The sequence below is a fragment of the Microtetraspora glauca genome (genome assembly GCF_040656155.1).
GTDB classification, from domain to species: Bacteria; Actinomycetota; Actinomycetes; order Streptosporangiales; family Streptosporangiaceae; genus Microtetraspora; species Microtetraspora glauca.
The window spans coordinates 244,895-258,010 of record NZ_JBFALK010000003.1 but is presented as its reverse complement, the minus strand read 5'-3'; the positions used below and the strand labels follow the sequence as shown (position 1 = coordinate 258,010).

The following is a 13,116-nucleotide window of genomic DNA, read 5'->3' as shown; positions in this document are numbered from 1 at the left end:
GCCCGAGTATCACCAGCGTACGCCCTGGACGGTAGTGACAGGTCAGCCCACGGGGACGGGATACTCCTCGGCCAGACCGGAGACCGCCGCCTCCTTGTAGATCACCGCGCCGCCGACCGCCTCCTTGTCCGGCTTGACGATGTACGTGGCGCGGGTGGCGGGCCTGTCGATCAGGGAGAAGTCCATCGTGGTGCCGTAGCCGCCGTCCCAGGCGCCCCTGGCGCGGTGGGCGGTCAGGATGCCCTCCCTGGTCAGGTCCTTGGCCTCGCACGCCTTCTTCAGCGCCTCGCCGACGATGGCCGCCGCCGGGTAGCCCGCGGAGACTCCGCTGTCCAGGGCCTCCCCGGGATACTTCGCCTGGTACTCGGAGACGAGCTTGCGCATGGCGGGCAGCGGCGCGCTGATCGGCGCCCCGCCGGTCGCGACGTAGAAGTCCTTCAGCAGCGCGGGAGCCGCGGGGGTCGCCAGCAGTTGCGGGGAGTAGGCCGAGTTGCTGCCCAGGAACGGCACGTCCATCCCCTTGGCGAGCGCCACCCCGACCAGGGAGGCCGCCTGCCGCGGGCCGACGGAGACCAGCACCGCCTTGACGCCCGCGGCCTTGAACGCGGCGACCTGGGCGCTCATGTCCTGGTCGGTCGGCTTGATCTTCTGCTCGACCACGGTCAGGCCGAGCTTCTTCGCGGCGTACACCGAGCCGTTGAGGGCGCTCTCGCCGTAGTCGCCCTCGAAGTACAGATGGCCGATCTTGTCGCCCGCCGCGAGGCCCTTCTCCTTGACCAGGAAGTCCACGCCGTTGATCATGTCGATGTCGTACGTGGTGCCGGTGACCTGGACGGCCCTGGCGCCCAGCAGGTTGGTGGACCACGCCATGGGAATGGTCAGCAGCTTGTCGGTCTCGATACGCGACTTGAGCGCCATCACCATCGGGGAGCCGATGAAGTGCGCGATCGCCGCCGACTTCGGCGCGATCTCGGTGTAGGCCGTGACCGCCTTCTGCGGGTCGTAGCCGTGGTCGCGCACGACCAGCTCGACCTTCCGGCCGCAGACCCCGCCCGCCGCGTTGAGCTGCTCGAAGTAGAGCTGCTGCGCCTGGGTGAGGGTCTTGCCGAACGACGCGTACGGGCCGGTCATGTCGGTCATGACGCCGACGGTGATCGTGTCGGCGGTGACGCCGGGGCCGGTCGTGACGCCGTCGCCGCCGGCGGCCGAGGGTGCCGCGCCGCCGGTCGCCTTCTCGCTCGCGCAGGAGGTGACGGCCAGGGCGAGGATCGCCGCGGCCGCGACCGTGGACCTGAGGTTGCGCATGGGTCAGCTCCTTGTCGTTTCGGGTCAGGTCGGTTCGGGTCAGGTCGTTTCGGGCGACGTCGACTCAGGTGACGTCGTTTCGGGGGATGAGGGGGAGAATCGCCGCCGGGCGGACCCCGGAGAGAACCACCGGCGGCCGGCGGCACGCGTACGGGAGGCCAGGCCCGCGAGGCCGCCGGGCAGGAAGAGGACGACGGCCACCACGGCCACGCCGTACAGGAGGCGGGCGGCCTCGGCGGGGGACAGCCCGCCCGTGCCGGGGTCGGACACCAGCGGCAGAGCGTCGCTGTACCGCGTCAGCAACTGGGGCAGGAGGGAGACGAACACCGCGCCGGCCACCGCTCCCGCGACCGAACCCAGGCCGCCGATCACGATCATCGCGAGATAGTCGAGGGACAGCAGCATGCCGAAGTACTCCGGCACGGTGCGCTGGAAGGCCAGCGCGAGCAGCACCCCGGCCAGGCCGGCGTACATCGATGACAGCAGGAACACGCCCGCGCGGTAGCGCGCCACCGGCACACCCATGACCCCGGCCGCGATCTCGTGGTCGCGGATGGTGTTCATGGCACGGCCCGGCCGTCCCCGCAGCACGCCCCTGGCGAACAGGGCCGCGCCCGCCAGTACGGCGAGGCCGAGGAACCACAGCCGCTCCAGCGCGCCGAACGGCACCCGCAGCACCACCAGTCCCGGCGAGTCGGCGAAGGCGAAGCCGAACAGCTCCAGCGGTGGCACGGCCCGGCCGTTGTAGCCGCCGGTGACCGGTGTCGCGTTGAACAGCACGTGCTGGCCGAAGAAGATCAGCGCGAGGGTGGCGATGCCGAGGTACTGGCCCTTGAGCCTGCCGCCGATGGGGCTGAGCAGGCCGCCCGCGACCCCGGCCGCGAGGACCGCGAGCACGGCCGCCGCCGGCGTCGGCAGTCCGAGGCCGCCCAGCTCGCCCTCGGGTTCCGAGCCGAAGTAGACGTACGCGTACGCGCCGACCGCGAGGAAGAAGGCGTGCCCGAGCGACAGCTGCCCGGTCGCGCCCGTCAGCAGGTTGAGGCCGATCGCGCCGACCGCCGCCGACATCGCGAACAGCCCGGCCTGCAGCCAGAAACCGTCCAGATAGAACGGCACGGCGAACGCGGCGGCGACGGCCGCGAGGCCCGTCAGGATTCTGAGGATCACGGTCCTAGACACGGGCGGGCTCCCTCGTGCCGAACAGCCCGGCGGGCCGGACGAGCAGGACGGCCAGCATCACCACGAACGGCGCGACGTCCCCGACGCCCCGGCCGAGGAAGGCGAGCTGGTTCTGGTAGCCGTTCATCAGCGCCTCCGTCAGGCCGACGATCAGCCCGCCGGCCAGCGCGCCGGTGGTGGAGTCCAGACCACCGAGGATCGCCGCCGGGAACGCCTTCATCGCGGCCAGACCGGTGCCGCGGTCCAGGCCGGGAGTGGGGAAGACGCACAGGAACAGCGCCGCCACCGCCGCCAGCGCCCCGGCGACCGCCCACGCGCTCAGCGAGACCCGGCCGAGCCGGACCCCCATGAGCGCCGCGGTCTCCGCGTCCTCGGCGGCGGCGCGCATCCTCACGCCCCATGCGGTGTACTTGAACGCCAGCAGGAACGCGGTGATCAGGGCGGCGGCGACGGCCAGCGCCACCAGGCGGGTCTCGGCGATCGACACCTCCCCGACGCGCAGCACCCGGTCACGCCAGGGGTCGCCCAGGGCCAGCACCTCGGTGCCGATCCGCCGGGTCAGCTCCGTGGTGAGCACGATGTCCACGCCGATCGTCACGATCGCGAGCACGCTCCGCACGGCCACGTTCGCCCGGCGGATCACCAGGAACTCCACCAGCGCGCCGACCAGGGCCGCGGTGGCGATCCCGGCGAGCAGCGCGAGCCAGAAGCCGAGCACCTCGTGCAGCCGGGCGATCACGTAGCCGCCGGCCAGGAGCAGCGACGCGTGCGCGAAGTTCACCACCTCGGTCGCCTTGAAGATGACGACGAAGCCGAGCGCGATGAGCGCGTAGACCGCGCCGACCGAGATGCCGTTGACCAGGAGCTCCAGAAAGGTGATCACGCGCTCTCCCCGCCACTCGCGACACCCGGCGCCGTTCCCGTCGCCCCGTCCCTCGGCCTGTCTCGTCCGGTCTCTCGTGCTGCCTCTCGTGCTGTCCCTCGCGCCGCGTCTCCCGCGGAGTCCCGCGCGGCCGCGCCGAGATAGGCGCGGACGACCTCGGGGTCGTCCTGGACCCGCTCGGGAGGCCCGGTCGCGATGCGCCGCCCGAAGTCCAGGACGGTCACCGTGTCGGCCAGGCGCATGACCATCCCCATGTCGTGCTCGACCAGCAGGATCGAGATGCCGAGGCTCTCCCGGACCGCGACGATCAGTCCCGCCATGTCCCGGCGCTCGCCGCCGTTCATCCCCGCCACCGGCTCGTCGAGCAGCAGCAGGCGTGGCTCCACGCAGAGCGCGCGGGCCAGCTCCACCCGCTTGCGCACGCCGTACGGCAGGAGCCCGACGGGGCAGTCGAGCAGGTCGGCCAGCCCGGCGAAGGCGGCGATCTCGGCGACCCGGCCGGAATGCCTGGCGGCCTCCCCGCGGGCCGAGGGCAGCCGGAGCCCCGCCGCGACGAAACCGGCGCGGGTCAGCCGGTGCCGCCCGAGCATGAGGTTGTCGCGCACCGACAGGTGCGGGGAGAGCGCGATGTTCTGGAAGGTCCGCGCGATGCCGAGCGCGGCGACGCGGTGCGGGGGCAGGCCGGTCAGCTCGGCGTCGCCGAACCGGACGCTGCCCGAGGTCGCGCGGTAGACGCCCGACAGCACGTTGAAGCAGGTCGACTTGCCGGCGCCGTTGGGCCCGATGAGCGCGTGCACGCTGCCCGGCTCCACGGTGAAGCCGACGCCGTCGAGCGCGGTCAGCCCGGCGAAGCGGACGGTGACGTCCCTGACCTCCAGGGCGGGCGGCGCCGTACCGTCCGGTTGGTATGTTCCGGTCACGCCGACCACCTCGTCAGCGTTCGGCGTTCGGCGGGGACGTCCGGGGTGCCCGGGGCGTCCGGAGTTCCCGGAGCGCTCGCGCCGCCGTCCGCGTCCGGGCCGATCCCCAGGTAGCGCCGCCGTACCTCGTCGTCGCCCGCGAGGTCGCGCGCGGCGCCGGAGAGCGCCACCTCGCCGACCTCCAGGACGTACGCGTGCGAGGCCAGCGCGAGCGCGGTCGCGACGTTCTGCTCCACCAGCAGCACCGAGGTGCCCTGCGCGTTGATCTCCTGGATGGTCTCGGCGATCCTGGCCGCCATGATCGGCGCGAGGCCGAGGGTGGGCTCGTCGAGCAGGAGCAGCCGGGGCGCGGCCATCAGCGCCCGGCCGATGGCGAGCATCTGCTGCTCGCCTCCGGACATCAGCCCGGCCCGCTGCCGCGACCGCTCGGCCAGGATCGGGAAGAGGCCGAGCACCCGCTCGCGCGCCCGCGCGTTCGCCCCGCGGTCGCGCACACCGAGCGCGCCCGCCCGCAGGTTCTCCTCGACCGTCATCCTGGCGAAGATCCGCCGCCCCTCGGGCACCTGTACGACACCGCGGGCCACCACGCCGGAGGGTTCGACCCCCGAGATCCGCTCGCCGTCGAACGTGACGTCGCCCGAGGCGATCCCGCCCCGGTGGAACCGCAGCGTGCCCGAGATCGCGCGGAGCAGCGTGGACTTGCCCGCGCCGTTGCCGCCGAGCACCGCGACGACGGCGCCGCGCGGTACGCGGAGCGAGACCCCGCGCAACGCCGCGACGGGGCCGTAGCCCACCACCAGATCCCTGACCGTCAACCCCGAGTCCCCGGTGGCGCCGGGGGACCCGGGGGCGTGGACATTCATGTATTCGCCTCCTGGGACGCCGATGAACGAACACAACCGAGGCGTCTCACCCGCGTCCAGAGCCCGGGGCGAAGTCGGGGCGCGCGCCCACGGCGGGAGGGGGGCGGTTGTGCACGAGTACAACGCCGTGTCACGAAAGAGAACAGAACCTTGTTCCGGTAGGTGTGCTCTTGGCACGATGGCGCGATGGGTAGCGGTAGCGCGGCCGCCGACGAGATCGGCAGGATCATGCGCCTGGCCGCGGGCGTGCTGCTCGACCGGCTTCCCGACCTCGCCGACGAGCTCGTGGGCAAGATGCGCGACGCGGACGAGGCGTACCGGCGGATGGTGCCCACCGACGACCACTGGCAGAGCGTCCACGACGCCATGCGTACCGGCATCGGCGCCATCCTGCTCCCGCCGGGGGAGCGCCGAGACGTCGCCCAGGCCGAGCGGACCGCCCGGCGCCGCGCCGAGCAGGGACTCCCGATCGACTCGCTGCTGCGCAGCTACCAGATGTCGGCGCAGGTGGTGTGGAACGCCCTGATCGACGTCGTCGCGGACAAGGAGCCGGAGAGCCTGCCCGTGCTGATCCGCGGCGCCACCCGGGTCTGGCACGCCATCGACCGGCAGGCCGTCGCCGCCGCCGAGACGTACCGCAGACGCGAGGCGGAGATGTTCGGCCGCACCGCCGAGCGGATCCAGTCCCTGCTCGACGCGCTGATCGAGGACCGCGCCGACACCTCGCTCGCGCGCAGCGCCGCGGCCGCGCTCGACCTGCCGGAGCTCGGCCGCTACGCGGTCGTCATCACCCGGCTGCCCGGCCGTCACGACCACGGCGACTCCGCGACCCGGCCCACGACCCTGGGCCCGATCCGGCTGCTGTGGCGGATGCGGCCCGACTACGAGGTCGCGGTCGCCCTGCTGCGCGACGCGGAGATGGAGGAGCTGGCCCGGGGGCTGCGCCCGCACGTCACCCGCCCGGCCGGGATCAGCCCGGTCGTCGAGGGACTGGCCGAACTGGGCCGGGCGCGCAGGCTCGCCGAGCTGGCGCTGCGTACCTGCGCGGGCGACGGGCCGGAGATCGCGCATCTGGAGGACCGGCTGCCCGCCGCGCTCGTCGTGAGCCAGCCCGAACTGGCCGGCCACCTCAGCGGCGCCGTGCTGCGACCCGTCCTCGCCCTCGACCCCGCCGACCGCGAGGTGCTGCTCAGTACGCTGGAGGCGTGGTTTCGCTGCGAGGGCTCGGCGATGCGCGCCGCCGGGCGGCTCTACTGCCACCGGAACACGGTCTTCAACCGCATCAGGCGGATCGAGCAGCTCACCGGACGGTCACTGGCCCGGCCGCTGGACGTCGTGGAACTCGCCCTCGCCCTGGACGCCGTACGGCTGCTGCCCGTCACCTGAGCCGCGCACGCGGGCGCCGCGTGCTTAGGCGGAACGCGGAGAGGGCAATGTTCAGGGAAAACCGAGCCGGGGCCGAGTCGAGGTGGTGTCGATGCTGATCAGAACGATTCTGCGGGGCAAGGGAACGGACGTGGCGACGGTGGCGCCGGACGCCACGGTCACCGAACTGCTCGCCGTGCTGGCGGAGCGGAACATCGGAGCCGTGGTCGTCTCGGAGGACGGTGCGACCATCACCGGCATCGTCTCCGAACGCGACGTCGTGCGCCGGTTGGCCGACCGCGGCGCCGCCGTCCTGGACCTCCCGGTCTCCGCGATCATGACGTCCGAGGTGCACACGTGCGCACCGGAGGCGAATGTGGACGAGCTGCGCCGCACCATGACCAACCACCGGGTACGGCACGTCCCCGTGCTGCGTGAGGGCCGTCTCGCCGGCATCGTCAGCATCGGCGACGTGGTCAAGAGCACCATCGAGGAACTGGAGACGGAGAACGAGGCCCTGGTCGGATACATCCACAGCTGAACGATCGTCTTCCACGCGGGAAGGGGCCCGGCGGCGGACGCCGGGCCCCTCCTCATCTCAACCTCTCCCGCGATCCGTCTCCGGATCGCTCGCCGGATCGTTTACCGGATCGCTCGCCGGACAGTTCATCGGACCGCTCACTGGACTGTGATCTTGTCCACCTCCACGGTGATGCCGCGCACCTGCGGGGTCGACGTCGCCGTCGTCACCGTCCCGGTTCCGGTGGACGTGCCCTTGACCGTGAACGAGTAGGTCAGGGTTCCACCGGGCGCGCCGGGGGTGCTCGTGATCCGGTAGTCCTGCGTCGGCGGACCGGTGATCTGGCTGCCGGCGTTGCCGTCGGAGTTCTCCGCGCCCACGGTCAGGCCGTAGTCGTCACCCGGGTAGGGCGGCAGCGCGGCCGGGTTGTAGGCGAAGCTGATGTCCTCCGTGCCGTTGAGCCCGATCCACTGCTGGAAGACCTTCATGGCGCTGTCGCCGTACAGGTGGACGTGCCATTCGATGACGAGCCACCGGTTGACGCCGTCCGTCAGCGATCCCGCGTACACACCCGGCGCCCCGCCGCCGTCGAGGTCGGTCCAGTACGGCGCGAGCACGCCGTTGGGCGGTGTCGTGTCGGGCAGCGTCTGCGGGGCGAACTGGATGTCCGCCGAGCCGTTCGTACCTCCCGCGACCGTGTAGCCGTTGGACACGACTCCGAGCCGCGTGTACGTCTTGCCCGCGTAGACGAAGGCCGGGACGGTGAAGTTGATCGCCTCCTCGTCGCCGATCGGTGTGGGCGCGATGCCGAAGTTCGCCAGCGAGAGCCAGCCGCCCGCGGGGTTCGTTCCGGGCGCGATGCCCGGCTTGTCGGGCTGCCGTGCCGCCAGGGTGGTCTTCGCCGTGACGAGCCGGTTCCCGGTCTGCGTGGCGCCGGTGACCCCGGTGACGCTCAGCTTGGTGTTCAGCGTGCTGAGCGCGGTGACCTCGGCGTTCTCCAGGGTGTTGTTCTGCACCGACACCGTGCAGGTGGACGTGCCGGTGTTCTTCGCGATGGTGTCGGGCGAGCAGGTCTGGTCGATCGGGACCGCGCCCTCCTTGCGGTAGAACGCCACCGGCAGGTGCTGTGCCCGGTTGCCGTTGACCTGCTTGAGGTTCACCTGGCCGAAGTACTGCCCGTCGGGCAGGTCCGGCGCGGTGATGACGATGGTGATCTTCACGCTCTTGCCCGGTTTGACGGTGAACAGCGGCGGGAGCACCGCGATGTTCGCCCCGCTGACGGTGGTGCCGGTCGCGGTGTAGACCAGGTTCTTGTTCGTCGTGTTCACGAGCGTGCGCTTCACGGTGATCACGCCCGGCATGGTCGGCGCGTTCACCGAGGGCAGGTTCAGGTCGATCCGGCCCATCGGGTCGGTCGCCGATGCCGCGTAGTTCGCCGCGGTCTCGTCCAGGGTCAGGGCGGCGTCACCGGCCTTCGACAGGTCGACGCGGCCGCCGCCGTAGTCGAACGGGTCGGCGGGCGTGGTGCGGTCCTGCTTGGTGACCTTCGTCGTGGCCGTCGTCTCCAGCGCCGACTTGATCTGGCCCGGTGTCCAGTCCGGGTGCAGCGCCGCCATGAGCGCCCCGGCGCCCGCCACGTGCGGCGACGACATCGACGTCCCCGCGATCGCCTGGAACAGGTTGCCGGGCGGGCCTTCGAGCTCCGACTCCGGGGTCGGGGTCGTGCCGGCGAGGATGTGCAGGCCGGGCGCGCTCACGTCCGGTTTGAGGAAGTCGCCTCCGGGGCCGCGCGAGGAGAACGTCGTGATCGCGTCGCCCTGCCACGTCGCCTTCTCACCCTGGGTGAAGCTCGCCGTCGCGCCCGGGTGGGCACTCAGGAAGCCCAGCAGGGCGTCGGTCTCCGGCTTGTCGATGTGGACCGTCGGCACCCAGTGGTTGTCCGTCATGACGTCCATCGCGGACGAGTTGTAGAGGATCATCCCGGCGGCGCCGCCCTTTTTGACCTGGGCGCTCTTCTGCACCCGGTTCGGGCCGCGTTCACAGGCGACGATCTTCCCGGTGAACAGCCCGGCGGGCGGCGTGCCGACGCACAACGCGTCGTTGTACGGCGGAGCCGAGGCCAGCACGATCGGCAGCGGGGTCGCCGCGCCCGCGGTGACCGACGCCCCCTTGATCGTGGCGGTCGCGCCACCGCCGGAGAGGGTGATCGTCGACTGGAAGGTCCGCGACTGGGTCGAGGCGGCCACGGTCGTCACCCACGGGCTGCGGTGGTCGGTCGTGCCCGCGCCCGGACCGGCGTTGCCCGCCGAGGCAGACACGAACACACCCGCCGCGTACGCGTCGAGGAACGCCAGTTCCACCGGGTCGCTGTACGGATCGGACCCGCCCGAGATCGAGAAGTTGATCACGCGGACGCCGTCCGCGATGGCCTGGGCGACCGCGGCGGCCGAGTCGGACTGGTAGCACCCTTCGGCGCCGCAGACCTTGTAGACGGCCACGTGGGCGGCCGGTGCGATGCCGTGGATCGCGCCGCGATCGATGCCGAGCGGGTTCGCGTGCTCGACCGGGCCGCCGGCCGAGGTGGTCGCCGTGTGCGTCCCGTGCCCGTTGGAGTCGCGGGCGCTGTCGCCGTACATCTCACCGCCCACCAGGGCGTTGTACGTGGCGAGGAAGGGCTGGCCGGAGATCAGCTTGTTGTTGCAGGCGAAGACGTCGGCCGCCGGGGTCAGCGGGTTGTCCCCGAAGTTGCAGGTACGCGGAGTGCCGTCGGCCTTGGCCGGGGGCGCGGGCAGGGTGCCCGGGTCGGCGAACGACGGGTGCTCGGGCCAGGCGCCCGAGTCGAGGATGCCGACGATGACGCCCTTGCCGGACGAGCTCGATCCGCCGAGCTGGTTATATATCGTGTCGGCCCCCATGAAGGAGGCGCTGGAGTCGGTGAGGGGCTGCTCCCTCTTGTCCTCCTGCACGGCCGCGACCCCGGGGAGCTTCAGCAACTCGGCGGCCTTCTCGCCGGGCAGGGTGAGCGCCACGCCGCCGTACACCGTGCGGAGCTTCTGGCCCACCTTGGCGCCGGGAACCTTCTTGGCCAGCTCGCCGAGGAACGCGTTCTCGATCCCCTCGATGTGCTTGGCGTACTTGGCGGCGTCGGCGCTCTTCACGTCGAGGGACCTGCCGGTGACCGCGGGGCTGGTCCCGGGCAGGCCCGGCAGGTCGCCCCGGTATGCCGCGAGGGAGTCGTAGTCCAGCTTCACGACGACGTTCACCGGCGCCGCGGATCTCGATTTCAGCAGTGCGGGGTCGCTCTCGGCCAGCCGGCCGCTTGAGGATTTGGCGCCCTGGACCCGTTCACCGTCGGTGAGAGCGGTGGCGGACCATGAGGCGGTGGAACCGGGGGTGGGCTCCGCCGTCGCGGACGCCGCGGGGATCGTCGCCGCGACGAGGGCGAGACCGCCCGCGACGGCGGTCATGCGTAAGTAGGTGGACGGGGTCTTCCTTGACACGAACACCTCCCATGAGGGAACTGCGGGGACGCCGCCCGCAGCGTGAGGTGTCGTGCCGCCCTGAAGACACGGGAAGGTGCACGACCCTCCCCCGTTGGGCGACGAGTGAACGCCCACCTCCAGGAGGTGGGCGCACCTGACTCGGAGTCTAACCAGCGATCAATTTCACGTATAGATCGCTATTTATGCTGACTTTATGTGGCTCTGTTGGGTGGAAGTTGACAAGCTCTACACTCGATCACGTGAAGCTCAAGCTTGATCTCCATGACATCTACAACAACAGCCGCGAGATCGACCGCGCGCTGAACGGGATCATCCAGGAGGCCGTGCGCGTCAAGGCCACCCAGGTCGAGATCATTCCGGGTAAGGGCTCCGGCCAGCTCAAGAAGAAGGTCCTCCGCTTCCTCGAGCAGAAGGAGATCAAGGCCCTCTATCACCGCATCGACAAGGACGCGAAGAACCACGGCCGCCTCTTCGTCTACTTCCAGTGGAAGTGACCGTACGGCGCGTCCGCCAGGCGTAAGGCTCACCTCGGCGTGCCCGAGGGCACGACCAGGACACACGCCGACGTGATCATCGAGACCGCCGCGCGCTGTCGCGCGTCTGGCCGGACTCCATGAGCATGCGGTGCGGAAAGCCAGTCACGAGCTCGGGCCGAATGATCAGCGAACGGCAGATCGGGCTACCTGCGTCCGTGGAGGAGGAAGCCACCCCGCCCTGATGGCCGACCTACGGGCCGAAGCCGTCGGCGAAGGAGGGGACATGACCGTCACCCTGCCTTCCGATCACGACATGCGAGGTCAGCCGACGAAAGGCGCAAGATAGGCGGCGTCCGAACCGAAGGCGCGAGAGGAAGAGAGGCGCCGGCAACGGCCGAGCTTCAGCCGTGAACGGCGAACCGGGTGCTCGGCTGGCCCCAGTAGTAGGGCATCGAGCACAGTCAAGCGCCCCGCACCCTGGCGAAGGGTGGCGGGGCGCTCTCCTGTAGATCAGCAGGCCAGCTCCCATGGCAGCTGGCAGGTCCTGTTCGCGGTCCTCCACCGGACGGCAAGAGCCAACCGCTTCGTGGACCTTCAGGTTATGCGGATCGATACGCGTCGCTCCGCCGTTCCTCCTGCTGGTCTTTGATTGTGGTGACGGCGCATGCCGCCGGTTTTCAGCCGCCGTTGACGCCGCCGGGCGCGACGAGCTGGGCGAGGACATCGGCCGGGATCTCGAAGCCCCGGTTCTCCCTGACCTCACGCTCCCGCCGCTGCTCCGGCTGGCTGATCCGGATGTTGTTGATCACGTGCTGGCGCTGACGCTGGTGCTGGCGCTGCTCCTCGCGCTGGTGCTGACGGTTGCGGTTGTGGTTGCGGTTCCAGTTGCGGTTGCGGTTGCTGCTGACGCCACAACTGGTGCAGCCGACCGCCGGCGCCACCGCGACCGGCTTCGCCACCACGACCGGCTTCGCCACCGGCTTCGCCACCGGGGCCGCCGGGGGGATGTAGCCGCCGGTCTGGATGACGGCGGCGCTCGCCGCAGTGCCGGTGGTAGCGGCGCCCAGCGCGACCGCCCCACCGGTCAACGCGGCGCTCACGGCGAGCAGCCCGACGAGACTCTTGAACTTTGACATAGCGATTCTCCCCCGAAAAGGAATCGATTCCTCTAGACGCTCGGACATCTCCGCCATCCATGCCGAAGAATGCCCCGGATAACCCCGATGGGGCCATTTCCGCATCGTGTGGATCTCCGGAACTGTGAGACGACAAACACCGCCATACCGTTCTTAGGCAGCTCTTGTCGTGTCATTGATCAGCAGGGGCCCGGATCGCGGTCTGATCGTGATCTGGCCGGAAGGCGCACGGTGAGAGTCCTCGTGGCGGGCTTCCTTGCAGGCCCGGTAGGCCTTGGCCACGCACGCGGGTCTGGTCGGCCGGCTGTCGCTCTGCGTGTGGCCTGCTCCGAACGCGGCCGCCCGGAAATCTTCCGCCGGGTCTTGGCCGGAAGGACGCGCATCACGTTCGGCTTGATCGTCGCCTCACTGATTCGCGGAGGCTTGCTGGGCCTCGGCCCACAGCGGCGTTCCGGCTGATGCCAGGTCTGATGCGCCGCCTCCACGGCTCGGGCCCGATCATCGACGGGGCCGTCGCTGGTCGTTGATCCGCCGGAACCGGCGCATCGATGAGCTGGACTTCTACCGCTGCTACGCCCCTCGCCCGGTACCGCTGGCCGCCTTGGTCAAGGTGGCTGGCCGTCGATCGACCATCGAGGAGTCCTTCCAGACCGGCAAGGGGTTGACCGGTCTGGACGAGCATCACGTCCGCCGTTGGCGATCGTGGTACCGGTGGACCACCCTGGCCATGCCGGCCCACGCCTTCCTTGCCGCGGCGGCCGCCTGCGAGCGAGCCAGGCTGCCACCGCGGTCTCCGAACCGGCTCCACTGACTCTGGGCGAGATCAGGCGCCTGCTCGTTCGGCTGCTCACCAGGACTGATCAGACCGCGGCTGATGTGCTGGGCTGGTTCCGCTGGCGACGAGGCCATCAAGCCCGTGCCCGGATCAGCCACTACCGGCGACAGGCCGTTGACGAGGCATGATCA

General features: G+C 70.8%; 10 protein-coding genes and 1 pseudogene. 4 read left to right on the top strand and 7 right to left on the bottom strand.

Features of this window, described 5'->3' with window-relative positions:
* Positions 1–42 precede the first annotated feature (42 nt).
* From AB0I59_RS07400 to AB0I59_RS07380, 5 genes are read right to left on the bottom strand one after another with little or no spacing between them, the layout of a single operon-like run.
* Positions 43–1,305, bottom strand: a complete 1,263-nt coding sequence (locus tag AB0I59_RS07400) for an ABC transporter substrate-binding protein (RefSeq protein WP_061252437.1) — start codon at positions 1,303–1,305, stop codon at positions 43–45.
* 39 nt (positions 1,306–1,344) lie between these two features.
* Positions 1,345–2,484 (bottom strand): branched-chain amino acid ABC transporter permease, encoded by a 1,140-nt coding sequence (locus tag AB0I59_RS07395; RefSeq protein WP_082776421.1) that lies wholly within the window; start codon positions 2,482–2,484, stop codon positions 1,345–1,347.
* Positions 2,477–3,367 (bottom strand): branched-chain amino acid ABC transporter permease, encoded by an 891-nt coding sequence (locus AB0I59_RS07390; protein ID WP_061252438.1) that lies wholly within the window; start codon positions 3,365–3,367, stop codon positions 2,477–2,479. The genes AB0I59_RS07395 and AB0I59_RS07390 overlap by 8 nt, the downstream gene beginning before the upstream one ends.
* Positions 3,364–4,287 (bottom strand): ABC transporter ATP-binding protein, encoded by a 924-nt coding sequence (locus tag AB0I59_RS07385; RefSeq protein ID WP_358131102.1) that lies wholly within the window; start codon positions 4,285–4,287, stop codon positions 3,364–3,366. Before AB0I59_RS07385 ends, AB0I59_RS07390 begins: the two co-directional genes overlap by 4 nt.
* Positions 4,284–5,150 (bottom strand): ABC transporter ATP-binding protein, encoded by an 867-nt coding sequence (locus tag AB0I59_RS07380; RefSeq protein WP_358131100.1) that lies wholly within the window; start codon positions 5,148–5,150, stop codon positions 4,284–4,286. The genes AB0I59_RS07385 and AB0I59_RS07380 overlap by 4 nt, the downstream gene beginning before the upstream one ends.
* 186 nt (positions 5,151–5,336) lie before the next feature.
* Here AB0I59_RS07380 and AB0I59_RS07375 point away from each other — a divergent pair, with 186 nt between their 5' ends.
* Both AB0I59_RS07375 and AB0I59_RS07370 read left to right on the top strand, forming a co-directional pair.
* The gene (locus AB0I59_RS07375) at positions 5,337–6,536 is read left to right on the top strand and encodes a PucR family transcriptional regulator (protein WP_358131098.1); all 1,200 of its coding nucleotides are present in this window, start codon (positions 5,337–5,339) and stop codon (positions 6,534–6,536) included.
* A 91-nt stretch (positions 6,537–6,627) separates the two neighbouring features.
* Complete coding sequence (locus AB0I59_RS07370) at positions 6,628–7,056, top strand: CBS domain-containing protein (protein WP_061252814.1); 429 nt, start codon at positions 6,628–6,630, stop codon at positions 7,054–7,056.
* Between the two features lie 137 nt (positions 7,057–7,193).
* On the opposite strand, the gene AB0I59_RS07365 is transcribed toward AB0I59_RS07370, so the two are convergent.
* Positions 7,194–10,502: a S8 family serine peptidase gene (locus AB0I59_RS07365; RefSeq protein WP_358131096.1), complete on the bottom strand. Its 3,309-nt coding sequence runs from the start codon at positions 10,500–10,502 to the stop codon at positions 7,194–7,196.
* 275 nt (positions 10,503–10,777) lie between these two features.
* Here AB0I59_RS07365 and AB0I59_RS07360 point away from each other — a divergent pair, with 275 nt between their 5' ends.
* On the top strand, positions 10,778–11,032 hold the full coding sequence (locus tag AB0I59_RS07360; RefSeq protein ID WP_061252442.1) for a Smr/MutS family protein: 255 nt from the start codon (positions 10,778–10,780) through the stop codon (positions 11,030–11,032).
* Between the two features lie 659 nt (positions 11,033–11,691).
* On the opposite strand, the gene AB0I59_RS07355 is transcribed toward AB0I59_RS07360, so the two are convergent.
* Complete coding sequence (locus tag AB0I59_RS07355; protein ID WP_061252443.1) at positions 11,692–12,150, bottom strand: hypothetical protein; 459 nt, start codon at positions 12,148–12,150, stop codon at positions 11,692–11,694.
* Between the two features lie 502 nt (positions 12,151–12,652).
* On the opposite strand from AB0I59_RS07355, the pseudogene AB0I59_RS42080 reads away from it, so the two are divergent.
* A pseudogene (locus tag AB0I59_RS42080) lies at positions 12,653–13,113 on the top strand (IS701 family transposase); the annotation flags it as partial.
* Between the last annotated feature and the right edge of the window lie 3 nt (positions 13,114–13,116).

Excerpts from the sequence above, each read along its gene's own strand:
- AB0I59_RS07370 (WP_061252814.1), top strand. The coding sequence starts at position 6,628 with ATGCTGATCAGAACGATTCTGCGGGGCAAGGGAACGGACGTGGCGACG.
- AB0I59_RS07400 (WP_061252437.1), bottom strand. The coding sequence starts at position 1,305 with ATGCGCAACCTCAGGTCCACGGTCGCGGCCGCGGCGATCCTCGCCCTG.
- AB0I59_RS07355 (WP_061252443.1), bottom strand. The coding sequence starts at position 12,150 with ATGTCAAAGTTCAAGAGTCTCGTCGGGCTGCTCGCCGTGAGCGCCGCG.
- AB0I59_RS07375 (WP_358131098.1), top strand. The coding sequence starts at position 5,337 with ATGGGTAGCGGTAGCGCGGCCGCCGACGAGATCGGCAGGATCATGCGC.
- AB0I59_RS07365 (WP_358131096.1), bottom strand. The coding sequence starts at position 10,502 with ATGACCGCCGTCGCGGGCGGTCTCGCCCTCGTCGCGGCGACGATCCCC.
- AB0I59_RS07380 (WP_358131100.1), bottom strand. The coding sequence starts at position 5,150 with ATGAATGTCCACGCCCCCGGGTCCCCCGGCGCCACCGGGGACTCGGGG.